Consider the following 22702-nt stretch of genomic DNA (forward strand, 5'->3'; position numbering starts at 1 on the left):
ATAGATATGGGTATAAATTTTAAAATATTATAGATATAAGCAATAAACAATGATAAACTAGGTATAGGAATAAGATTTCCTATACCTTAAATTATTTAAAGTTAAAATTTATAAGGAGTGATGTTTTATGATGAAAAATATAAACTTAAAAATGGATATAGTAGTAAATAGTGAGGTTGGTATTAAATAACCTTACAAACTATGTAATGAAAAACTAATACCTCCTCACTAAAGGTTTATTTAAAAATTAAATTTAAAGTGAATTTTGGAGGAATAAAATTGAATAAAACAAATTTATATAAAGTTGGATTAAATAAAAGATTTGAAAATGAAGCTTCTATGTATGATGAAAATTTATATTTAGCAAGGATATCTGTTCAGCATAAGGATAAATATAATGTTATTACTGAAGAAGGAGAATGTTTAGCTGAGGTTTCAGGTAAGTTTAAACATGAAGCTCTAGGCACAGAGAGTTTTCCTGCTGTTGGTGATTGGGTTATGGTTGATAGATTAAATAACTCAAATGGAAATGTAATAATTCATCATGTCTTAAGAAGAAAAAGTGCGTTTGAAAGAAAGGTTGCTGGAAATAGAAGAGATATTCAAGTGGTAGCTGCTAATGTAGATATTATTTTTATATGTATGGCACTTAATAATGATTTTAATATTCGTAGGTTAGAAAGATATATATCAGTTGCATGGGATAGCATGGCTACTCCAGTAATAGTATTAACAAAGTCTGACCTTTGTAATAATATTTTAGAAAAGCAATTAGAAGTTGAAAATATAGCAATAGGTATAGATGTTTTAATAACTAGCTCAATAAATGGTGAAGGTTATGAAAAGGTTAAAAATTATATAGGAAATGATAAAACAGTAGCATTTATAGGTTCATCAGGAATCGGAAAATCTACTCTTATAAATAAGCTAATGGGGGAAGATATACTTCTTACTAATGGATTGAGAAATGATGATAAGGGTAGACACACTACAACATATAGACAGCTTTTAGTATTGCCGCAGGGAGGTGTAGTTATAGATACTCCGGGTATGAGGGAATTACAACTTATTACTGGTGATACTGATAAATCTTTTTCTGATATAGAAGAATTATCATTAATGTGTAAGTTTTCTGATTGTAAACATGAAAGCGAACCAGGATGTGCAGTAAAAAGAGCTATAGAAGAAAATAAGTTAGATAAAAAAAGATTGGAAAGTTATAGAAAGATTCAAAAAGAGTTAAAGTATGCTAACTTAAATTCAAAAAAATTAGAAAAAGAAAAAATTAACAATATGTTCGCTAGTGTTGGTGGAATGAAAAATGCTAAAAAATATATTAAGGAAAAAAATAAAAAAAGATATTAATAATATTAAAAAGAAGTATCCTTTATTTAGGATATTTCTTTTTGTATTTACAATATGCTTTTAAAAATTTATAGTAAAGAATATGATTATAATAAGAAATAAAATATAAAGTTGGTGATAGTAATGGTTGATTTATGTTTATTAGGCTGTGGAGGCGGAATGCCTATGCCCTTTAGAAATTTATCTTCCACTCTTCTAAATTTTAAAGGAAGAAAGATTCTTATAGATTGTGGAGAAGGAACACAAGTTTCAATGAGAATAGTTGGATGGGGATTTAAATCTATAGATGTTATTTGTATAACTCATTGTCATGGAGACCATATTGTTGGGCTTCCAGGTCTTTTATCTACTATAGGAAATAGTGGTAGAATAGAACCCTTAACAATAATTGGACCAGAAGGAATAACAGAAGCAGTAAATGGATTAAGAGTTATTGCACAATATTTACCATTTGAAATTAATATAATTGAAAATCCAAAAGAAGTTAATTTAAATGTAAGTAAGGAAAATCTAAAAGTAGTATCTAAAAATGGGGAAATAAGATTAAATTTTATAAAGCTTGATCATTCCTCTCCATGTTTAGGATATAGTTTTTATTTTAAGCGTGATAGAGAGTTTTTATTAAAAAAAGCTGAAGAAAATAATGTTCCCAAAATTTTATGGAGCAAACTTCAAAAGGGAAATGAAGATATAATTATATATGAAGGTAAGGAATATATAAAAGAAATGGTTTTAGGGGAAGAGAGAAAGGGCATAAAATTAAGTTTAATTACAGATATCAGGCCTCAAGACAAAATGATTGAATTTATAAAGGAAAGTGATTTATTTATTTGCGAAGGTACATATGGAAATAATGAAGATATAGAAAAAGCTGTTAAAAATAAGCATATGACATTTGCAGAAGCTGCAAAACTTGCAAGGAATGGTAATTGTAAGGAGTTGCTATTAACTCATTTTTCTCCAGCCATGATTAACCCTAAATTATATGAAGATAATGCAAAAGATATTTTTGTAAATACTATAATTGGTGAGGATAGACTTATTAAGAGTCTTAGTTTTACTTAAATAAATTTATGCTATAATTATATAGCTAAAAATTTTAACAAATTGGGGGTAAAAAAGTGAGTGACGATATTATAAAAAAACTAACCCTTGAGATAAATAAACAAGAGAGCTTAGAAGATAAGGAAATTAAAATAATAAAATTTCAACTTCTAAGAAAAAGTATGATTTTAAAGGTTGTTTTAAGAGGGAAAGAAAATTTAGCCCTTGAAGAAGAAGAATTAATTAAAAAAATTATTTGTAAAACTTTAATGATAAGAATTACTGTAGAAATAGTTTTTTATAGAGATGCGTCCGATATTAAATTAGAAGAAGTAATACAAAATCATTGGATAGAATGTATTTCTGAAACAATTAAAAAAACACCATTATGTAAAAGTCTTTTGTTAAATTGCAAAAAAGAAGTTAATGAAAATAAGATATTTGTATTTAATGGTTATGATAAATTAACAGAACATTTAAAAGCAAAGGGTGGAGAAAAGAGCTTAGAAGATGCTGTTAAAACTATATTTGGAATAGCTTGTAAGTTTGAAATAAAATATGATCCTGCTATGGAAGTAGTAATAGATTATAAAGAAAGAGAAAAGGAAGAAAAAGAACTATTAAATAAAGCTATGCAAGCTAGGGTTAGAGAAGTAAGTAAAGAGCAAAGTAGAATAAGTAAGCCTATAGAGAAAAAGCCAGTTGAAAAGAAAACTTATGAAAAGAGAGAAAATGCTTATAAGAGAGAACCAAAAGCTGAAAATGCTATATATGGTAGAAATATTACTATTGAAGCTACTCCAATAAATGAAATAAATGAAAGATCTGGATATGTTGCAGTTTTAGGGGATGTATTTAAAGTAGAAACTATGGAAACTAAAACTGGTAAAATAATATTAACATTCTATATAACTGACTACACTAGTTCTATAACTGTTAAGTGCTTCTTAAAGCCACAAGAAAAAGATGAAGTCCTTGATAATGTTAAAAAGGGACTTTATTGTAAGGTTAGAGGTGAAGCGGTATATGACACTTATCAAAGAGAAGTAGTCATAATGGGTAGAGATATATTAAAAATGAAAAAGATTGAAAAGCTAGATAACTCTGAAGAAAAGAGAGTTGAATTACATTGTCATACTACAATGAGTGCAATGGATGGAGTTACACCAGTTTCAAAAATAATAGAAAGAGCAGCAAGGTGGGGGCATCCTGCCATAGCAATTACAGATCATGGAGGAGTTCAAGCATTTCCGGATGCGCAAATTGCAGCTAAAAAGAATAAGATAAAAGTTATTTATGGAGTAGAAGGATATTTAGTAGATGATGGTATACCATTAGCTTTAAATGAAAAGGGTCAAGGTTTAGAGGATAGTTATGTTGTATTTGATTTAGAAACAACAGGATTTTCATCTAAAAATGACAAAATTATTGAAATAGGTGCAGTTAAGATTCAAAATGGAGCTATTGTAGATAACTTTAGTGAATTTGTAAATCCAAGAAGACCAATACCATATAAAATAACTGAACTTACAGGAATTAATGATGATATGGTAAGTGATGCACAATCTATAGAAGATATTTTACCAAGATTTTTAGAGTTTATTGGTGATTCAATTGTAGTTGCACATAATGCAGGATTTGACTGTAGTTTTATTTCTAAAAACTGTAATGATTTAGGATTAAGCTTTGAACCAACAATAGTAGATACAGTTCCTTTATGTAGATTTTTATATCCAGAATTAAAGTCTGTAAAATTAAACATTGTTGCAAAGCATTTAGGAGTTAAGCTTGAAAGTCATCATAGAGCTGTAGATGATGCTAAAGCAACAGCTGATATTTTACTTGAATGTTTTAAAAAGATAAAAGAAGAATTAGAAATAAATACATTAAGAGAATTAAATAAAGTCTTTTTAGAAAAAGTTGATATTAAAAAATTACCAACTTATCACATAATAATTTTAGCAAAAACACAAGTTGGAATTAGAAATTTATATAAGCTTGTATCAGAAGCACATATAGATAATTTCTTTAGAAGACCCAGAACAAAAAAATCTAGACTTATGGAAATGAGAGAAGGACTTATAATTGGAGGTGCTTGTGAAGCAGGAGAAATTTATAGGTCTGTAGTTGGTGGCAAAAGTGATGAAGAAATAAAAGAGGTAATGAGCTTTTATGATTATGTGGAAATTCAACCTATTGCAAATAATGCCTATATGATTGAAAAGGGTTCTGTAAAGGACGAAGATGAACTCAAAGGTATTAATAAAAAAATTTATGATTTAGCAAAAGAAATTAATAAGCCTACTGTAGCAACTTGTGATGTTCATTTTTTAGATCCATATGATGAGGCATTTAGAAGAATAATTATGGCAGGTCAAGGATTTGGAGATGCAGATAATCAGCCTCCACTTTATTTAAGAACTACAGAAGAGATGTTAAAAGAATTTTCTTACTTAGGAGATGAGATTGCAAGGGAAGTAGTTATTAAAAATCCTAAAGCAATATCAGATTCTGTAGAAGAAAATTTAAAGCCTATTCCTGATGAAACTTATCCGCCTAAAATTGAAGGTGCAGATGATGATATTAGAAATATGACAATGAATAAAGTTCACTCAATATATGGTGATAATCTTCCAGAAGTAGTTCAAAAAAGATTAGATAAGGAATTAAATTCTATTATAAATAACGGATATGCTGTACTTTATCTTATTGCACAAAAGTTAGTTGCAAAATCTTATTCTGATGGCTATCTTGTAGGATCAAGAGGATCAGTTGGTTCTTCTTTTGTTGCAACTATGTCTGACATAACAGAGGTTAATGGATTACCACCACATTACGTATGTCCTAAGTGTAAGAAATCTCATTTCTTTTTAGATGGTTCTGTAAGTTCAGGGGCCGATTTAGAAGATAAAGATTGTCCAGATTGTGGAGTGCCTTATATAAAGGATGGGCATGATATTCCTTTTGAAACCTTTTTAGGATTTGAGGGAGATAAGGAACCTGATATAGATTTAAACTTTTCTGGAGACAATCAAGGTGATATTCATAAATATACTGAAGTTTTATTTGGAAAAGGATATGTATTTAAAGCTGGAACAATAGGTACAGTTGCAGAAAAAACAGCTTATGGATTTGTAAAAAAATATTTAGACCAAAAGGGAATAATTGCATCACAAGCAGAAATCGAAAGATTAACTATTGGATGTACAGGAATTAAGAGAACAACTGGTCAGCACCCAGGAGGAATTATGGTTGTACCTAATTATACAGATGTTTATAATTTTACTCCGATTCAAAGACCAGCAGATGATTCCACATCAGATGTTACGACTACACATTTTGATTATCATTCTATTTCAGGAAGACTTTTAAAGCTTGATATACTAGGTCACGACGATCCGACAGTGCTTAGAATGTTACAAGATATAACTGGTTTAGATCCAAAAACTATACCACTTAATGACAAAAAAGTACTGTCTTTATTTACATCACCTGAAGCTTTAGGTGTAACAAAAGAAGAACTTGAATGTGAAGTTGGTTCTTATGGTTTGCCAGAGTTTGGAACAAAATTTGTTCGTCAAATGCTTGTAGATACACAGCCACAAACATTTTCAGATTTAGTTAGAATTTCAGGTCTTTCTCATGGTACAGATGTTTGGCTTAATAATGCTCAATACTTTATTAAGGAAGGATACACTACATTAAGAGATTGTATTGCAACAAGAGATGACATTATGGTTTATCTTATGTATAAAGGTGTTGAGCCTAAAACGGCATTTACAATAATGGAAAGTGTAAGAAAAGGTAAGGGATTAACACCAGAATTTGAAAAAACAATGAAAGAAAACAAAGTTGAAGATTGGTATATAGAAAGTTGTAAGAGAATAAAGTATATGTTCCCTAAAGGTCATGCTGTTGCTTATGTTATGATGGCTGTTAGAGTTGCATATTATAAGGTATATTATCCTCTTGCATATTATGCAACATATTTTACAGTAAGAGGTGCTGATGATTTTGATGCAGATTTAATTTGCAAGGGAGAAATTGCAGTTCATGCAAAGCTTCAAGAATTATATGCACTAGGTAATCAAGCAACTGTAAAAGATAAGGGATTAATAACTGTTTTAGAACTTGCATTTGAAATGTACAAAAGAGGATTTAAAATGCTTAAAGTAGATTTATATAAATCGGATGCAACTAAATTTTTAATAGTAGATAATGCTCTAAGACCGCCTTTAAGTTCATTACAAGGGGTAGGAGTAAATGCAGCTAAATCCATTGAAGAGGCTAGAAAAGATGGTGAATTTATATCAAAAGAAGATTTAAGATTAAGATCAAAGGTATCTAAAACTGTAATTGAAACTTTAAGTAATCATGGTTGTTTAGAAGGAATGTCTGAAACTAATCAATTATCATTATTTTAAAATAATTAATGAAAATGGCTAATATTTAATGATTAGTCATTTTTATTAATCAAATTTTAAAAATATTTAAATATACGAACAATTATTATATAAATAACATAGGATATACATAAGTAAGTTTCAAAGGAGATTAATGTGAGTTATAATTCGATTTATAATATTGTTGGATTAAATAATGAAGTAAATAGACTTGAAACTCAAGCTAAGTTAGGATGGGAAAAGGAGTTTAGAACACTTAAATGGTTAGGCCTTAAAAATGGAATGAGAATATTAGATGTAGGTTCAGGGACAGGAGTATATACTGAACTATTATTAGAGAATTTACCAAATAGCTCTATAACTGCTTTAGAAGTTGATAAAAGATTATTTGATATATCTAAAGAACGTTTAAATAAATATGAAGGAAAAAGGTTAGATTTTAAATTTGGTTCAATAAAAGATAGTGGGCTTAAAGAAAATAGTTATGATTTTGTAGTTTGTAGATTTGTATTTCAACACTTAGAAAATCCTATTGAAGCAGCAAAAGAAATATATAGATTATTAAAACCAGGAGGTATAGTTGCAATTATAGATTCAGATAGGGGAATGCATGGGGTAAGTGATCCTGATATGCTATTTAAAAGTGGAAAGGGAGTTATTACACAAATAGAAAAAAGAGCAAGTTGGAATAGGGAAATTGGACGTAAACTTATAAAAATATTAAAGTATACTGGATTTGAAAGGTTAGACTTTGAAGCAGTAACTATTCATAGTGATTTAGTTGGAATAAAAAATATTCTTGGAAATAATAAGGTACCTCCAGAGATAATTAGAATGATTGGCAGAACAAATCCAAGATTAGCTAAAATTATGAGAATTTGTAGTGATAATACTGAAAGAGAAAAGTGTACAATAATATTTTTAAATGTAATAGCAAAGGGACAAAAACCTATTAATTAACATATAAAATAAAAGGGACATTAGAGTCCCTTTTATTTTTGTATAGTTTAAATTAGGTTTATATTTATTAATTACTATGTTCTAAAATCAAATTTAGTTAAACATTTTTTGCAAGTAACAACAATTTTTCCTTTACCTCTTGGAAGTCTAAGCTTTTGATTACAATTAGGACATTTAGTAATTTTGTAGTTACGATATTGATTATATTTAAATTTTATTTTTTCAAATATGTAAGATAAATTATTTAAATCATATATTGGTAGATTATAAGGTATAGATTTACCAAACTTATTTAAAAATTTATTTATATAAGTGTAGAAAATATTATATTCATTTTTTCTTTTATATATTTTTTTTGAAAATGCTCTATATATAGCATAAATTAAAATAAGTGTACCTAAAATTCTAGTGTAATCAAAGATATTAAGTATACAAGAAATTAAAACTAATATTATTGATAATAAATCAAAGCCATAGGTACCATTTAAAAAGTTCATTTAATTACCTCCTCAGTAAAAAAATATTAATATATTTAGTTTTTAGGATAATTATAATATAAATTAATAGGTTGTACAATATAGTTATATAATTCAATATAGAGTAATTTTTATCATTTTAAATTAATTTTTTAAAATAATTCATAAAAAAATAAATGTAGTGTTATACTGAGTTTATAAAAAGGAGTTAAAGGAGTAAAAGGATTTGATACCAATAGAAAATTTTATAGAAGATGTATTTAAAAAGTTGAAAAAGATGAAACCTTTAAATTGTCTTGATATAAGAACCTATAAAAGAGATAGAAGTATTATTATTGAAAAACTTGAAAATGGATATAATTTATATGAAGATGGATTTGAAAAGAAAGAGTTTAAAAACTTATCTCAAATAGAGCTTAAAAAACTTTTAAAGGTGCTTCAAAAAAAGGAATTTCCAAGAAGTAATATAGTTAGATTTTATGTTCTTGATAAAAGACAATAGTTATTAAAATAATTAAATAAAAAAACACTGAATTAAATCTTTTATCAGTGTTTGTTTAAAATTATTTCTCTTGACCTTTAATTAATCTAGCAATATTACTTTTGTGTCTCCAGAATACTAAAAGACAAGCAAAAAGTGTTGCATATACATAATACTTATTATAGCCTAGAAAAAGTGTAGATAAAAAAAGTGTAGTACCTGCAGCTAAAGAACGTATTGAAACAATTTTTGTTACTAATTTTAATCCAAAGAACACTACAGCTGTAATTAAAAATGATTTAGGAACAACTATCATGAAAGCAGCTGCAGAAGTAGCTACTCCTTTACCACCCTTAAATTTTAAAAATATAGTATAATTATGACCTAATATTGCTGCAATAGCAACTAAGGATAAGCTTAAATATGGATTACTTTTTAAAATATCATTCCAAATTAATATACGTGTTAGAAGTACTGGAATAATTGCTTTTAACATATCACAAAGGGCTGTTATTTTTGAAAGTTTTTCTCCTGCTACTCTCTTAACATTTGTAGCACCAATATTTCCACTCCCATATTCTCTGACATCTTTATTTAGTTTCTTCTTTACTAAGATATATCCAGTAGGGATTGAACCCATAAGATATGAAAAAATAATTAATAATGGTAACATATATACCTCCTTATATAACTTTACATAAATATAATATTTAAGAAAATTAAAATATGCAAGGAGTATTTATAAATAAACCTTAATTAAATATAAGGTTAATAACAATACTATTAATCTTAGCATATAATATAACATTAATTAAATTGAAAGGAAAATTTATATGGATAGCTGGGATAAGTTTGCCATTATAACTTTTATTACTTGTGATGTTATATTAGAAAATATTTATGAAATAAGAAATTTTTATAATTATTATTATAAAAATATAAAGAAAAGACTAAAAATTAAAGACTAAACTTTATATACTTGATTAAGAAAATATTAAAAATATCTTCAGATATAAAATGGTAAACATAAAAAAAATAATTTAGGAAAATATAAATAATATAGAGTATATAGAAATTTTAATTAATTATATATTCAAAAAAATATAAAAAAATTAAATATTTTAATTAAAAAATTTAAAATGTAAAAATGGAAAGAACGGAAAAATATTGACAAGTACAAATAAATTGTCGTATTCTGTAATAGCGCGAAAATTTAGAGATTTTTGTATTTACATAGTAGATGTATTAAAAAAAGCATGAGGTGAATTATCAATGGGAATAAGACTAGACAAACTAGTTGTAAAATTTGGAGATTTTAAGGCACTTAATGAAGTAACATTACAAATTCCAAAAGGAAAGTTAGTTTCATTATTAGGTCCTTCAGGATCAGGAAAATCAACAACATTATTTACTATCTCAGGAATTCATAAGCCACATAGTGGAAAAATTTATTTTGGAGATAGAGATGTAACTGGACTAGAGCCAGAAGAATTAGGAATCGGATTAGTATTCCAAAACTATGCATTATATCCACACATGACAGTAAAAGAAAATATATTATTTCCTTTAAAAAATTTAAAGTGGGATAAGGTTGAAGCTGAAAAAAGAGCTATAGAGGTTGCTAAAATTGTAAAAATTGAAAGTCAACTAGACAAAAAGCCATCTCAATTATCAGGGGGTCAACAACAAAGAGTTGCTATTGCAAGAGCATTGGCAAAAAAACCTGATATTTTACTTCTTGATGAGCCGTTATCAAACTTAGATACAAAGCTAAGAGTGGAAACAAGGCAAGAAATTAGAAGAATACAAAAAGAAACAGGGGTTACAGCTATATTTGTAACTCACGATCAAGAAGAAGCTATGTGTATCTCAGATGAAATTGTTCTAATGAAAGATGGAGCAATTCAACAAGTTTCATCACCTAGTGATATATACATGAATCCAGTAAACAAATTTGTTGCATCTTTTATAGGAAGTCCAGAAATGAACTTTATAAATTTAGATTGCAAAGATGGAGTTTCAAGTGTTGACTCACTAGTGATAGAAAATTTACCTAAAAATAAATCAAAAGTTATCTTAGGGGTAAGAGCAGAAGATTTTGAAGTAGCAGACAAGGGATTAAAAACTAAAGTTGTTACAGTAGAAATATTAGGTAGAGAAAGACTGTTAACTTTAGATCATAATGGTTCTATATATAAAATGTTAGTTGATAAAGAGTTTTTTATTGATGAAGGTGCTGAATTAATAATTAAGCCAAAGACAGGTAAGAGTTATGTATTTGATGCTGAAAGTGAGGAGTTCATAACAAAATGCTAAAGAGTAAAAATAAATTTAAGGGATATATATATTTATTGCCAGCACTTATAATACTTGCTGTTTTTGTATTTTATCCTATAATAAATACGATAATTTTTAGTTTTGATGAGACTAAGGCTAGTGGATTTGTTTTTGGATTTGGATCGTATAAATATCTTTTCCAAGATAAAAGATTTATACAATCTTTAATTAATACTGTAATTTATGCTGCTATAGTTCCAGCATTATCAGTATTTATATCTTTATTAATAGCTAATGCTTTAGCTAATATAAAAAATGAAAAGGTAAGGGGAATATTCCAAAGTATATACTTTTTACCTTATGTAACTTCATTAGTTGCTATAGGAATTGTATGGTCATGGCTATTTAATTCTGAATATGGAATTATTAATTTCTTATTAGGTAAAATTGGAATAAGCCCAATAAATTGGCTCAATGATCCTAAATTTGCAATGATAGCATTGATAATATTTGCAGTTTGGAAGAGTTTAGCTTTTAATACTTTAATATTAACTACAGGTATTGCATCAATAAATCCGCAATATTATCAAGCAGCTAAAATTGACCAAGCGACAAGTGGAACTATCTTTAGAAAGATAACTGTAAAATTAGTTTCTCCTATGATTGCTTATACATATGTTATTAGTTTAATAGCTTCATTTAAAGTTTACACAGAAGTTTATGTTCTGTTTGGAGGACGTACATTAGATGGTGCAGTTTCAACTGTTGTTAGATATATAATTGATAGATTTTATGGAGATCAAGACTTTCCACTAGCATTTGCAGCTTCTGTTGTTCTATTAATTATAATATTAACTGTTACTTTAGTACAAAAAACAGTTGCTCGTAATAAGATTCATTACTAAGAGGTGTAAGTTATGAAAAATAAAAATAATTTTAAAGCATTCATTAAATACTTCTTATTAGTAGTCTTTGCTATTATAACGCTTTTCCCTTTTTATTGGATGATAGCGTCTTCTTTAAAATCAAGTTTTGAAGTTATTCAAACGCCACCAACACTTGTTCCAGAAAAGTTTATGTGGGGTAACTTTAGCACTGCATTAGCAATGGCTCCTTTTGGAAGATATTTTATAAATACATTAATAGTTACTGCTTTAAGTATTGTTAGTACAGTTGTAATTTCAATATTATCAGCATTTGCTTTTTCTCATCTTGAATTCAAAGGAAGAGATTTAATATTTGCTATTTTCTTAGCATCTATGATGATTCCAGGAGAAGTATTAATAGTAACTAATTTTAAAACAATTTCAGCATTAAACTTAATTGATACATATACATCATTATTTGTACCTTATATGGCAAATGTATTATATATTTATATGCTTAGAGAGTTTTTCTTAAAGATTCCAAAGCAATTATATTATGCTGCAAAAGTAGATGGTGCAAGTGATTGGAAATTCTTATGGAAAATAGTTGTACCTATGGCTAAACCATCAATTATTACAATTTGTATATTAGTTGGAATAAACTCATGGAATGCATTCTTATGGCCATTACTTGTTACAAATAGTGATAACATGAGATTACTTGCAAATGGATTAACTGCATTCCAATCAGATGTAGGAAATAGATATGAATTATTAATGGCAGCATCTACAATAATTACAATGCCAATAGTTGTAATTTATATGTTCTTACACAAAAAGATAATGAATGGTATATCAATGGGTGGAATAAAGGGATAATATAAATTAAAGATATATAGGAAAAGTATGAATTAAAAGATTAATGCTTAATAATTATAATAAGTTATTATAACTACTTTGATTTTTAAATTAATATTTATCTTTTAATCATCTTTTCTTAAATATATAAAATTAGGTTTTAGAGGTGAAATGAATGAAAAGAAGATTATTAGCATCTTTAATGACTGCAATACTTGCAGTTACAGCCTTAACAGGTTGTTCAAAAGATAATTCATCAAACGATAATATCGTTACAGAATTAAAAGAGCCAGTTACAATTGAAATGTGGCATTACATGAATGGAAAGCAAGCCGAAGTGTTACAAAGCATAGTTGATGACTTTAATAACTCAAACACTCAAGGAATAACAGTTAAAGCTTTAGCACAAGGTAGTATTCCAGACTTAAACAAAAAGGTTATAGCTGCTTCTCAATCAAATACATTACCAGCTATAGTTAATGTTTATCCAGATGCTGCAACAGGACTTATTAACGACAATAAAGTAGCAGATTTAACACCATATGTTAATAATGAAACAGTTGGTATGAAAGATGCTATCAAAGATGATTTTATTCCAGATTTTATTAAAGAATTATCACAATGGGGAGAAAATAAAATTTATGGTCTTCCAATGACTAAATCTACAGAAGTTTTATATGTAAATAAAAACTTATTAGAACAATTAGGATATACAGTTGAAGATTTAAAGGATTTAGACTTTAAAAAGTTAGCAGAAATATCAGAAAAGTGTCAATCTCAATTAGGAATACCGGGATTTGGATTTGATTCTCCTTCAAATGCTTTTATTTCTAGCTTAAAAGAAGACGGAAAAGATTTTGTTCAATTAGATGGAAAAATTAATGTTGTGAATGATTGGTCTAAAGAATTTATGCAATTCTTTAGAAATGAAACTCAAAAGGGTGCATTTAGAGTACCAGGTGAAGATAAATTCTTATCAGGACCATTTTCAAATCAAAAGCTTTTAGCTTATCAAGGTTCTTCAGCTGGATTTGCACATATAAACACTAATGGTGCTTTTGAAGTTGCAATAGTAGAAGTTCCTCATTTTGAAGGAAAAAGTAAAGCAGTTATTCAACAAGGTGCATCTTTATTTGTAACAAAAGATGTTCCAGCAGAAGCTCAATATGCAGCTTATGAATTTATTAAATTTGCAACTAATACTGAAAATACAGCTAAGTTCTCAACAGCTACTGGATATTTACCAGTTAGAAAATCAGCACAAGATTCTACTTTAGTTCAAGAATTAGTATCTGATAGTAATTCTTTATATGGAAAAATCTATGAAGTAGCTAAAGATTCATTAAGCTTTGCTTACTTTACTCCAGCAGTAAATAATGCTCAATCAGCAAGAACTGTTGCAGATGAAAAGTTTTCAGCTTATGTTACTGGAAACTCAGATGATGTTGACGCTATGTTAGAAGAAATGAAAGTACAAGTTGAAACTTCAATAAGCCGTCAATAAAAAATACATATCTTTATTTATGCCCCGCTTAGTTTATACTAAGTAGGGGATTTTTTTATTAAATTTTTAGGAGTGATAATTAATGAAAGAATTAATGAAAGATATAATAAATAAAATTGAGGAATATGATACTATAGCTATATATCGTCATGTATTTCCAGATCCTGATTCTTATAGCTCACAAACAGCTTTAAAAAGTATAATAGAAAATACCTATCCAAACAAAAAAGTAGTATTATTAGGTGAACATTCAAAAAAATTAGAATATATAAATACTATGGATAAAGAAATTAAATTAGATAAAAATTGCTTAGCATTTATTTTAGATGTAGCTAATAAGGAAAGAGTAGATAATCAAACGTTTAATAATTGTGGATATATAATAAAAATTGACCATCATAAACCTTTTGATGAACCTTTTGAAGATTTAACATGGGTAGATACTAATTATTCTTCATGTAGTGAAATGATTTTAGATTTATATTTAGCTTATGAAAATAAGCTTAAAATAGATAAAGAAGGAAGGAGAGCTTTATTTACAGGAATAATAGGGGATACAGGTAGATTTTTATATGTAGACAATCCAACGAATTTATTTGAAAAGCTATCTAAAATAACTTTTGATTTAGAAACAAAAGAAATTTATGCAAATATGTATAAAAGAGAAGAGAGTGAATTAAAATTTTTAGGTTATATTTATAGTAATTATGTAACTACGGAAAATGGAGTAGCTTATTTAAAAGTAAAAAATGAAATAGCTAAAAAATATGGATTACAACCAATTAATGCTGCAAGAATGGTAAATGCTCTTCAAGATACAGAAGGAATAAATAACTGGAATTTTTTTGTTGAAAAAGAAGATGGTTCAATTTTCTGTGAATTTAGATCTAATGGTCCTATAGTTAATAATATAGCATCTGAATTTGGTGGGGGTGGCCATATGTTAGCAGCTGGTGCATCACTTGAGAGCTGGGAAAAGGTTGATAAAATAATAAAAGCTTTTGATGAAAATTCTAAAAAATATAAAGAATTAAATAAATAATATATTAAAAATACTCAAATCCTAACTTTTATAAAAGTTAGGATTTGGGTATTTTTTCTTATAAAGGATATTTTAATTTAAAGATTTTATGATATAATTTAGATGTATCACTACTTGGGAATATATGTAAATTAAGTGATGTAGAATAATTTATTTTGGGAGGAGAAAATATGGCAAGATTTACATTACCACGAGATATTTATCATGGTAAAGGTTCATTAGAGGTATTAAAAACTTTAAAAGGAAAAAAAGCCGTAGTAGTTGTTGGTGGCGGTTCAATGAAAAGGTTTGGATTTTTAGATAAAGTAGAAAGTTATTTAAAAGAAGCTGGTTTAGAAGTTAAATTAATAGAAGGAGTAGAACCTGATCCATCAGTTGAAACAGTTATGAATGGTGCTGCTGTAATGAGAGATTTTGAACCAGATTGGATAATAGCGATGGGTGGAGGATCACCAATAGATGCAGCAAAAGCAATGTGGATTTTCTATGAATATCCTGATTTTACTTTTGAAGAAGCAGTTGTGCCTTTTGCTTTACCTGAATTAAGACAGAAGGCTAAGTTTGTTGCAATACCATCTACTTCAGGAACAGCTACAGAAGTAACTGCATTTTCTGTAATTACTGATTATAAAGCTAAAATTAAATATCCTTTAGCTGATTTTAATATAACTCCAGATATTGCAATAGTTGATCCAGAACTAGCACAAACAATGCCTCCTAAGCTTGTTGCTCATACAGGAATGGATGCATTAACACATGCAATAGAAGCATATACAGCTTCATTAAGATCAAATTTTTCAGATCCGTTAGCTTTAAAGGCTATTGAAATGGTTAATGAATACTTAGTTAATTCTTTTAATGGTGATGTAGAATCAAGAAACTTAATGCATGAGGCACAATGTTTAGCTGGTATGGCATTTAGTAATGCTTTATTAGGTATAGTACACTCAATGGCTCATAAGGTTGGAGCTGTATTCCATATTCCACATGGATGTGCTAATGCAATATTTTTACCATATGTAATTCAATATAATAGGTCAAAATGTGAAGATAGATATGCTGATATAGCAAGATTATTAAAACTAGATGGAAATACAGATTCGGAATTAACAGATTCGTTAATTAAAAAAATAAATGAATTTAATGTAGCTTTAAATATTCCATCATCAATGAAAGAATATGGAGTAACAGAAGAGGATTTCTTAAATAATGTTAAACACATAGCTCATAATGCTGTTTTAGATGCATGTACAGGCTCTAATCCAAGAACAATTGATGATGAGACTATGGAAAAACTTCTTTCATGTACATTCTATGGAAATAAGGTTAACTTTTAGAAAATAGTTTATTAATTTTAAAATGCATTTTTAAGTAGAAATTTAAAAGTGCATTTTTAATTACAAAAGGCAGTATTGATTAGTTAAATTTAACATAAGAAAATTATGGGGGGAAGATTAAGATGTATAAGATAGTAGATAAAAGATTATTAACAGAAAATATATATTTAATGGATATTGAAGTTGAAAGAGTTGCTAAATCAGCTCAGCCTGGGCAATTTATTATTATAAAAAATGATGATAAGGGAGAGAGAATTCCATTAACTATTGCAGATTACAATAGAAAAAAAGGAACAGTTACAATAGTTTTTCAAACTGTTGGATATAGTACAAAGAAGTTAGCTGAGTTTGAAGTTGGTGATTATGTACAAGATTTTGTTGGACCTTTAGGAAGAGCAAGTGAATTTGTTTATGAGGATTTAAGTGAACTAAGAAACAAAAATATTTTATTTGTAGCTGGAGGAGTAGGAGCTGCACCAGTTTATCCGCAGGTAAAATGGTTCTTTGATAATAATATTGATGTTGATGTTATTATTGGAGCAAGAAATAAAGAGTTAATAATATTAGAAGATGAAATGAGAAAAGTAGCAAAAAACTTATATATATGTACTGATGATGGTTCTTATGGATTTAATGGTAGAGTCACAGACTGTTTACTTGACTTAGTAAATAATCAAGGGGAAAAATATGATCATGCTGTTGTTATAGGGCCTATGATAATGATGAAGTTTATGTCTATGCTTACTAAAGAGCTTGGAATAAAAACTACTGTAAGTTTAAATCCTATTATGGTTGATGGAACAGGAATGTGTGGTGCTTGTAGAGTTACGGTAGGAAATGAAGTTAAGTTTGCTTGTGTTGATGGACCAGAATTTGATGGTCATCTTGTAAATTTTGATGAAAGTATGAGAAGGCAATCACTTTATAAAACCGAAGAGGGAAGAGCTATGCTTAAATTAGAAGAGGGCGAAACTCATCATAGAAAAGGTTGTGGATGTGGAGGACATAAATAATGAGTAAAGTTGTAGATAGAATGAAACGAACACCTGTAATGGAACAAGAGGCTAGTGTAAGAGCTAAAAATTTTGATGAAGTTTGTTTAGGATATGATGATGAAAGAGCGTTAAGTGAGGCTAGTAGATGTTTAGGATGTAAAAATCCTAAGTGTGTAAGTGGATGTCCAGTATCAATAAATATTCCAGAATTTATATCACATATTAAAATTGGAGATTTTGAAGGCGCTGCAAAGGAAATTGCAAAATATAGTGCATTACCAGCAGTATGTGGAAGAGTATGTCCACAAGAATCTCAATGTGAGGGAAAATGTGTATTAGGAATAAAAGGTGAAGCAGTTGCTATTGGTAAATTAGAGAAGTTTACAGCAGATTGGGCGAGAAATAATAATATTGATCTTTCTTTTAAAGAAGAATCAAAAGGCAAGAGGATTGCTGTAATAGGTTCAGGTCCAGCAGGTCTTACTTGTGCAGGAGATTTAGCTAAGAAAGGATATGATGTTACTATATTTGAAGCTTTACATGAAGCAGGAGGGGTTTTGGTTTATGGTATACCAGAATTTAGATTACCTAAGGAAGAAGTAGTAAAAGCTGAAATTGATAATATTAGAAAATTAGGTGTTAAAATTGAAACTAACGTAGTAATAGGAAGAACAGTTACAATAGATTCATTAATTGAAGAAGGTTTTGATGCTGTGTTTATAGGATCAGGTGCAGGGCTTCCTAAGTTTATGGGGATACCTGGTGAAAATTCTAATGGGGTATTTTCTGCCAATGAGTTTTTAACAAGGGTAAACTTAATGAAGGCTTTTAAGGAAGAATATCATACACCAGTTAAAATTGGAAGAAAAGTAGCTGTAGTTGGTGGAGGAAATGTTGCTATGGATGCAGCTAGAACAGCTCTAAGACTTGGTGCACAAACTCATATTGTATATAGAAGAAGTGAATCTGAACTTCCAGCAAGACTTGAGGAAGTTCATCATGCAAAAGAGGAAGGCGTAATATTTGATGTATTAACTAATCCTATAGAAATTCTAACAGATGAAAATGGATGGGTTACAGGAATGAAATGTGTAAAAATGGAGCTTGGTGAGCCAGATTCATCTGGAAGAAGAAGACCAATAGTTAAAGAAGATTCAGAGTTTATTATGGATGTAGATACTGTAATAATGTCTCTTGGAACATCTCCAAATCCATTAATTTCTTCAACAACAAGTGGTTTAGATATTAATAAATGGAAATGCATAGTTGCTGACGAAGAAACAGGACTTACAACAAAAGAAGGAGTTTATGCAGGTGGGGATGCAGTTACAGGTGCTGCTACTGTTATTTTAGCAATGGGAGCAGGTAAAAAGGCAGCTGCTGCAATAGATGAATATTTAAAAAGTAAAAAATAATTAATGTATAACCCCAAAGTTAACTGTTTCTTTGGGGTTTTTATTTAAAGGAAAAATTAATGATTTTAATTAAATAAATTTAAATATTATTTTCATTAGGAGGCTTAACATGATTTCGAGTAAAATGAGAACCATGATATTAAATAATTCTACCATTAGGGAAATGTTTGAAGAGGGTAAAAGATTAGCTAGTATATATGGAGAAGAAAATGTTTTTGATTTTAGTATAGGAAATCCTAATGTAGAACCACCAGAAGAAATTAAAGCTATAATAAAAAGAATTGTTGATGAAGAAAGACCAAATCTTATTCATGGATATATGAATAATTCTGGATATGAAGATGTTAGGGAAGCTATAGCACATAATTTATCTAAAGAGTACAAACTTAAATTAAAATATGAAAATATAATTATGACTTGTGGTGCTGCTGGAGGTTTAAATATAATTTTAAAAAGTATTTTAGAGCCAGAAGATGAGGTTATTGTTTTTGCGCCTTTTTTTGGTGAATATATTAATTATGTTAATAATTTTAATGGTATAGTAAAAGTTATTTCAGCAAATACAACTAATTTTCAATTAAATTTAGAAGAATTAAAAAATCAAATATCTAAAAAAACTAAGGCTGTGATTATTAATTCTCCTAATAATCCTAGTGGAGTTATATATAGTGAAGAAACTATAAAAAAATTATCAAAGATATTGAGAGAAAAACAATTAGAATTTAATAAAGATATTTATATAATTTCAGACGAACCTTATAGAGAAATTATATACGATAAAAATAAAGTACCTTGCATATTAAATTATTATGAGAATTCTTTTATAGTATACTCCTATAGTAAATCATTATCCTTGCCTGGTGAAAGAATAGGATATGTTGTAGTTAATAAGAATATGAATACTTTTAAAGATGTAATAGCTAGTTTAAATATAGCAAATAGAATTTTAGGTTTTGTTAATGCACCTTCACTTTTTCAAAGAGTAATAAAAGAAAGTTTAAATTTAGAAGTTGATACTAATATTTATAAAAAAAATAGAGATTTATTATACAACCATTTAATTTCTATAGGATTTAAGTGCTTAAAACCGGATGGAGCGTTTTATCTTTTTCCAAAATCTCCAATAGAAGATGATGTTAAGTTTTGTGAAGATGCTAAAAGGTTTAATATATTAGCAGTACCAGGAAAAACATTTGGGTGCAAGGGATATTTTAGATTATCTTATTGTATATCTTATGATAAAATAAAAAAATCATTAAAAGCTTTTGATGAACTTATAAGCTTATATAAATAATATATAAAAGTATTTTATATTAAATAAAAAATATAAATTAGGGCAAACTTTAAATGAGGAACTTAAATGTTGCTATAGCCCCTTGTATTTATTAGTAAAGTATGATAAAATATATAATAAGTAATTTACTAATAGCTAGGAAATGAAGAGTGGGGCTTGTTCCCGCTCTTTCTATTTGAACGCAACTACTTTTTAGTTGCGTTTTTACATATCTATTTTTTAAATTACCTAAAAACTGAATATTGAAAAGGAGGATAATTATGAAAAATGATGCCTTAGTAACTCAAATTTATGAAATGGTTAAACCCATAGCAGATGAACTTAACTATGAAATATATCATATTGAATATGTTAAGGAAAATGGAGAATATTATTTAAGAATATATATAGAAAAAGAAGGCGGAATCACTTTAAATGATTGTGAGGCTCTTTCAAGAAGAGTAAGTGATATTATGGATGAAAAAGATCCAATAGAAGAAGCTTATTTCTTAGAAGTTTCATCGCCAGGTTTAAATAGAAATTTATTTACTGAATCTCATTATAAGAGATTTGTAGGTAGAGAAATAATGGTTAAACTTACAAAAGCTATTGATGGAAAGAAAAATATTAAAGGTATTTTAAAAGAAGTTAATGAAGAAAATATAATAGTTGAAGCAGACACTTTAATAAGCATACCAAAAGAAAAGATTAAAGGTGCAAATATTGAAGGGGAAATATAGTAAGGAGGGTATTTAAGATGAACCAAGAGTTTATAGGTGCTCTTAAAGAAATAGTAAAAGATAAAGGTATTAGTGAAGATTTATTATTTACAACAATTGAAGATGCTTTAGTTGCGGCATATAAAAAAAATTATGCAGGACCAACATCTTCAGCACATAATGTAAAAGTAACAATTGATAGAGAAACTGGAGAAATACATGTTTATTCTCAAAAGACAGTTGTTGAAGAAGTTTTTGATAATATTACTGAAATAGGATTAGAAGAAGCACAAGAGATAAAACCTACATATGATTTAGATGATGTGGTAGACTTTGAAGTTACTCCAAAGGATTTTGGTAGAGTTGCAGCTCAACTTGCAAAAGGTGTTGTTACTCAAAGAATTAGAGAAGCTGAAAGAAGTATCATATACAATGAATATAAAGAAAAAGAATATGATATTATAACAGGAACAGTTTTAAGAGAAGATAAAGGAAATGTTTTTGTAAATATCGGAAAATTAGAAACAGCTATTGGGCCAAATGAACAAATCCCAAGAGAAAGATATAAATTTAATGAAAAAATTAAGTTATATGTTGTAGAAGTTAAAAATACTTCTAAAGGTGCTCAAATAATTGTATCTAGAACACATCCAGGCTTAGTTAAAAGATTATTTGAATTAGAAGTGCCAGAAATATATGAAGGTGTAGTTGAAATAAAGAGTATTTCAAGAGAAGCAGGATCAAGAAGTAAAATTGCCGTAGTATCTCATGATGAAAATGTTGATCCTATGGGAGCTTGTGTTGGTCCTAAGGGTGCAAGAGTACAAAATATTGTAAATGAGCTTAAAGGTGAAAAGATTGATATAATTAAATGGAGTAAAAACCCAGAAGAATTTATAGCAAGTTCTTTAAGCCCTGCTAAAGTTTTAAGTGTAACAGTTGATGAAGAATTAAAATCAGCTAAAGTTGTTGTTGATGATAATCAATTATCACTTGCAATTGGTAAAGAAGGTCAAAATGTAAGATTAGCAGCTAAGTTAACTAATTGGAAGATTGACATAAAGAGTAAATCACAAGCTGAAGCAATAGAGGAATAAGGGGGATTTTTTTATGAAAGTAAAGAAAATACCTTTAAGAATGTGCACAGGTTGTATGGAAATGAAGCCTAAAAAAGAACTTATTAGAGTTGTAAAAAGTCAAGAAGGTGAAGTTTCTGTGGATTTAACAGGCAAAAAAGCAGGAAGAGGCGCTTATATTTGTAAGAGTATTGAGTGCTTAGAAAAAGCATTTAAAGCAAAAAGATTAAGTAGAAACCTTGATGTTGCAATAAATGAAGAAATATACAACAGATTAAGGGAAGAGATAGTTAATGAATAAGTTTTTTAATTTTTTAGGTCTTGCTAAAAGATCAGGGAATTTAATAGAAGGATATAGCAAATGTGATGAACAACGTAATAGACGTAGTTTTTATCTTGTAATTTTAAGTAATGATGCATCTAATAGTACAAAAAAGAAGTTTAAAAATCATTGCACTGAAAAAGGAATTCCTATTATAGAAGACTTTTCAAAAGAACAACTAGGATGCCCGATTGGAAGAGAGGAATTAAAAGTTTTAGCTGTAGTAGATAAAAATATGGCTGAAAAGTTAATATCCTTGTATGAAAATGAAAATTTTAAAAATTAACCG

20 protein-coding genes are annotated in these 22702 nt (G+C 28.1%); 18 read left to right on the plus strand and 2 right to left on the minus strand.

The genetic code is table 11. From position 1 onward, the window contains the following. Nucleotides 1-279: 279 nt before the first annotated feature. From rsgA to QZ321_RS00565, 4 genes are all read left to right on the plus strand, one after another. Nucleotides 280-1365 (plus strand): ribosome small subunit-dependent GTPase A, encoded by a 1086-nt coding sequence (gene rsgA, locus QZ321_RS00550; RefSeq protein ID WP_291749668.1) that lies wholly within the window; start codon nt 280-282, stop codon nt 1363-1365. 123 nt (nt 1366-1488) lie between these two features. After that, complete coding sequence (locus QZ321_RS00555) at nt 1489-2430, plus strand: ribonuclease Z (RefSeq protein ID WP_291749672.1); 942 nt, start codon at nt 1489-1491, stop codon at nt 2428-2430. Between the two features lie 56 nt (nt 2431-2486). Next, nucleotides 2487-6833 carry a PolC-type DNA polymerase III gene (locus QZ321_RS00560; RefSeq protein ID WP_291749675.1) on the plus strand — a complete coding sequence of 1449 codons (4347 nt, stop codon included), beginning with the start codon at nt 2487-2489 and terminating at the stop codon, nt 6831-6833. A 135-nt stretch (nt 6834-6968) separates the two neighbouring features. Beyond that, nucleotides 6969-7772, plus strand: a complete 804-nt coding sequence (locus QZ321_RS00565; protein WP_291742585.1) for a class I SAM-dependent methyltransferase — start codon at nt 6969-6971, stop codon at nt 7770-7772. 74 nt (nt 7773-7846) lie between these two features. Here QZ321_RS00565 and QZ321_RS00570 read toward each other — a convergent pair whose 3' ends face one another. Continuing rightward, nucleotides 7847-8269 carry a hypothetical protein gene (locus QZ321_RS00570; RefSeq protein WP_291742587.1) on the minus strand — a complete coding sequence of 141 codons (423 nt, stop codon included), beginning with the start codon at nt 8267-8269 and terminating at the stop codon, nt 7847-7849. 205 nt (nt 8270-8474) lie between these two features. On the opposite strand from QZ321_RS00570, the gene QZ321_RS00575 reads away from it, so the two are divergent. Beyond that, nucleotides 8475-8750, plus strand: a complete 276-nt coding sequence (locus tag QZ321_RS00575) for a hypothetical protein (protein WP_291749679.1) — start codon at nt 8475-8477, stop codon at nt 8748-8750. A 61-nt stretch (nt 8751-8811) separates the two neighbouring features. Here the strand turns inward: QZ321_RS00575 and plsY are convergent, their stop codons facing one another. Further along, nucleotides 8812-9402: a glycerol-3-phosphate 1-O-acyltransferase PlsY gene (gene plsY, locus QZ321_RS00580; RefSeq protein ID WP_291742591.1), complete on the minus strand. Its 591-nt coding sequence runs from the start codon at nt 9400-9402 to the stop codon at nt 8812-8814. A gap of 599 nt (nt 9403-10001) precedes the next feature. Here plsY and QZ321_RS00585 point away from each other — a divergent pair. The 13 genes from QZ321_RS00585 to QZ321_RS00645 all read left to right on the plus strand — a co-directional run bounded on the left by QZ321_RS00585 (nt 10002) and on the right by QZ321_RS00645 (nt 22699). Then, a complete protein-coding gene (locus tag QZ321_RS00585) occupies nt 10002-11045 on the plus strand; it encodes an ABC transporter ATP-binding protein (RefSeq protein WP_291749688.1) in 1044 nt (347 codons plus the stop codon). Beyond that, nucleotides 11039-11911 (plus strand): sugar ABC transporter permease, encoded by an 873-nt coding sequence (locus QZ321_RS00590; protein ID WP_291742597.1) that lies wholly within the window; start codon nt 11039-11041, stop codon nt 11909-11911. Before QZ321_RS00585 ends, QZ321_RS00590 begins: the two co-directional genes overlap by 7 nt. A 12-nt stretch (nt 11912-11923) precedes the next feature. Beyond that, nucleotides 11924-12751 carry a carbohydrate ABC transporter permease gene (locus QZ321_RS00595; protein WP_291742599.1) on the plus strand — a complete coding sequence of 276 codons (828 nt, stop codon included), beginning with the start codon at nt 11924-11926 and terminating at the stop codon, nt 12749-12751. Nucleotides 12752-12905: 154 nt separating this feature from the next. Next, nucleotides 12906-14234: an extracellular solute-binding protein gene (locus QZ321_RS00600; RefSeq protein WP_291742601.1), complete on the plus strand. Its 1329-nt coding sequence runs from the start codon at nt 12906-12908 to the stop codon at nt 14232-14234. A gap of 82 nt (nt 14235-14316) precedes the next feature. Then, nucleotides 14317-15276: a bifunctional oligoribonuclease/PAP phosphatase NrnA gene (locus QZ321_RS00605; protein WP_291749691.1), complete on the plus strand. Its 960-nt coding sequence runs from the start codon at nt 14317-14319 to the stop codon at nt 15274-15276. 170 nt (nt 15277-15446) lie between these two features. Further along, the gene (locus tag QZ321_RS00610) at nt 15447-16613 is read left to right on the plus strand and encodes an iron-containing alcohol dehydrogenase (RefSeq protein ID WP_291749286.1); all 1167 of its coding nucleotides are present in this window, start codon (nt 15447-15449) and stop codon (nt 16611-16613) included. 122 nt (nt 16614-16735) lie between these two features. Further along, the gene (locus QZ321_RS00615; protein WP_291749289.1) at nt 16736-17626 is read left to right on the plus strand and encodes a sulfide/dihydroorotate dehydrogenase-like FAD/NAD-binding protein; all 891 of its coding nucleotides are present in this window, start codon (nt 16736-16738) and stop codon (nt 17624-17626) included. Next, a complete protein-coding gene (gene gltA, locus QZ321_RS00620) occupies nt 17626-19023 on the plus strand; it encodes an NADPH-dependent glutamate synthase (protein ID WP_291749291.1) in 1398 nt (465 codons plus the stop codon). Before QZ321_RS00615 ends, gltA begins: the two co-directional genes overlap by 1 nt. Nucleotides 19024-19132: 109 nt before the next feature. Continuing rightward, nucleotides 19133-20317, plus strand: a complete 1185-nt coding sequence (locus QZ321_RS00625; RefSeq protein WP_291749293.1) for a pyridoxal phosphate-dependent aminotransferase — start codon at nt 19133-19135, stop codon at nt 20315-20317. A 260-nt stretch (nt 20318-20577) separates the two neighbouring features. Further along, the gene (gene rimP, locus QZ321_RS00630) at nt 20578-21036 is read left to right on the plus strand and encodes a ribosome maturation factor RimP (RefSeq protein ID WP_291749296.1); all 459 of its coding nucleotides are present in this window, start codon (nt 20578-20580) and stop codon (nt 21034-21036) included. A gap of 17 nt (nt 21037-21053) precedes the next feature. Then, nucleotides 21054-22112, plus strand: coding sequence for a transcription termination factor NusA (nusA, locus tag QZ321_RS00635; protein ID WP_291749299.1), 1059 nt, complete (start codon nt 21054-21056; stop codon nt 22110-22112). Between the two features lie 13 nt (nt 22113-22125). Next, on the plus strand, nt 22126-22392 hold the full coding sequence (locus tag QZ321_RS00640; RefSeq protein ID WP_291749302.1) for a YlxR family protein: 267 nt from the start codon (nt 22126-22128) through the stop codon (nt 22390-22392). Continuing rightward, complete coding sequence (locus QZ321_RS00645; protein WP_291749305.1) at nt 22385-22699, plus strand: ribosomal L7Ae/L30e/S12e/Gadd45 family protein; 315 nt, start codon at nt 22385-22387, stop codon at nt 22697-22699. Before QZ321_RS00640 ends, QZ321_RS00645 begins: the two co-directional genes overlap by 8 nt. The last annotated feature ends 3 nt before the right edge of the window (nt 22700-22702 follow it).

The organism is uncultured Clostridium sp. (genome assembly GCF_910588715.1).
GTDB lineage: Bacteria > Bacillota > Clostridia > Clostridiales > Clostridiaceae > Clostridium.

Excerpts from the sequence above, each read along its gene's own strand:
- QZ321_RS00555 (WP_291749672.1), top strand. The coding sequence starts at position 1,489 with ATGGTTGATTTATGTTTATTAGGCTGTGGAGGCGGAATGCCTATGCCC.
- QZ321_RS00570 (WP_291742587.1), bottom strand. The coding sequence starts at position 8,269 with ATGAACTTTTTAAATGGTACCTATGGCTTTGATTTATTATCAATAATA.
- plsY (WP_291742591.1), bottom strand. The coding sequence starts at position 9,402 with ATGTTACCATTATTAATTATTTTTTCATATCTTATGGGTTCAATCCCT.
- QZ321_RS00585 (WP_291749688.1), top strand. The coding sequence starts at position 10,002 with ATGGGAATAAGACTAGACAAACTAGTTGTAAAATTTGGAGATTTTAAG.
- QZ321_RS00590 (WP_291742597.1), top strand. The coding sequence starts at position 11,039 with ATGCTAAAGAGTAAAAATAAATTTAAGGGATATATATATTTATTGCCA.
- QZ321_RS00595 (WP_291742599.1), top strand. The coding sequence starts at position 11,924 with ATGAAAAATAAAAATAATTTTAAAGCATTCATTAAATACTTCTTATTA.
- QZ321_RS00600 (WP_291742601.1), top strand. The coding sequence starts at position 12,906 with ATGAAAAGAAGATTATTAGCATCTTTAATGACTGCAATACTTGCAGTT.
- QZ321_RS00605 (WP_291749691.1), top strand. The coding sequence starts at position 14,317 with ATGAAAGAATTAATGAAAGATATAATAAATAAAATTGAGGAATATGAT.
- QZ321_RS00610 (WP_291749286.1), top strand. The coding sequence starts at position 15,447 with ATGGCAAGATTTACATTACCACGAGATATTTATCATGGTAAAGGTTCA.
- QZ321_RS00615 (WP_291749289.1), top strand. The coding sequence starts at position 16,736 with ATGTATAAGATAGTAGATAAAAGATTATTAACAGAAAATATATATTTA.
- gltA (WP_291749291.1), top strand. The coding sequence starts at position 17,626 with ATGAGTAAAGTTGTAGATAGAATGAAACGAACACCTGTAATGGAACAA.
- QZ321_RS00625 (WP_291749293.1), top strand. The coding sequence starts at position 19,133 with ATGATTTCGAGTAAAATGAGAACCATGATATTAAATAATTCTACCATT.
- rimP (WP_291749296.1), top strand. The coding sequence starts at position 20,578 with ATGAAAAATGATGCCTTAGTAACTCAAATTTATGAAATGGTTAAACCC.
- nusA (WP_291749299.1), top strand. The coding sequence starts at position 21,054 with ATGAACCAAGAGTTTATAGGTGCTCTTAAAGAAATAGTAAAAGATAAA.
- QZ321_RS00640 (WP_291749302.1), top strand. The coding sequence starts at position 22,126 with ATGAAAGTAAAGAAAATACCTTTAAGAATGTGCACAGGTTGTATGGAA.
- QZ321_RS00645 (WP_291749305.1), top strand. The coding sequence starts at position 22,385 with ATGAATAAGTTTTTTAATTTTTTAGGTCTTGCTAAAAGATCAGGGAAT.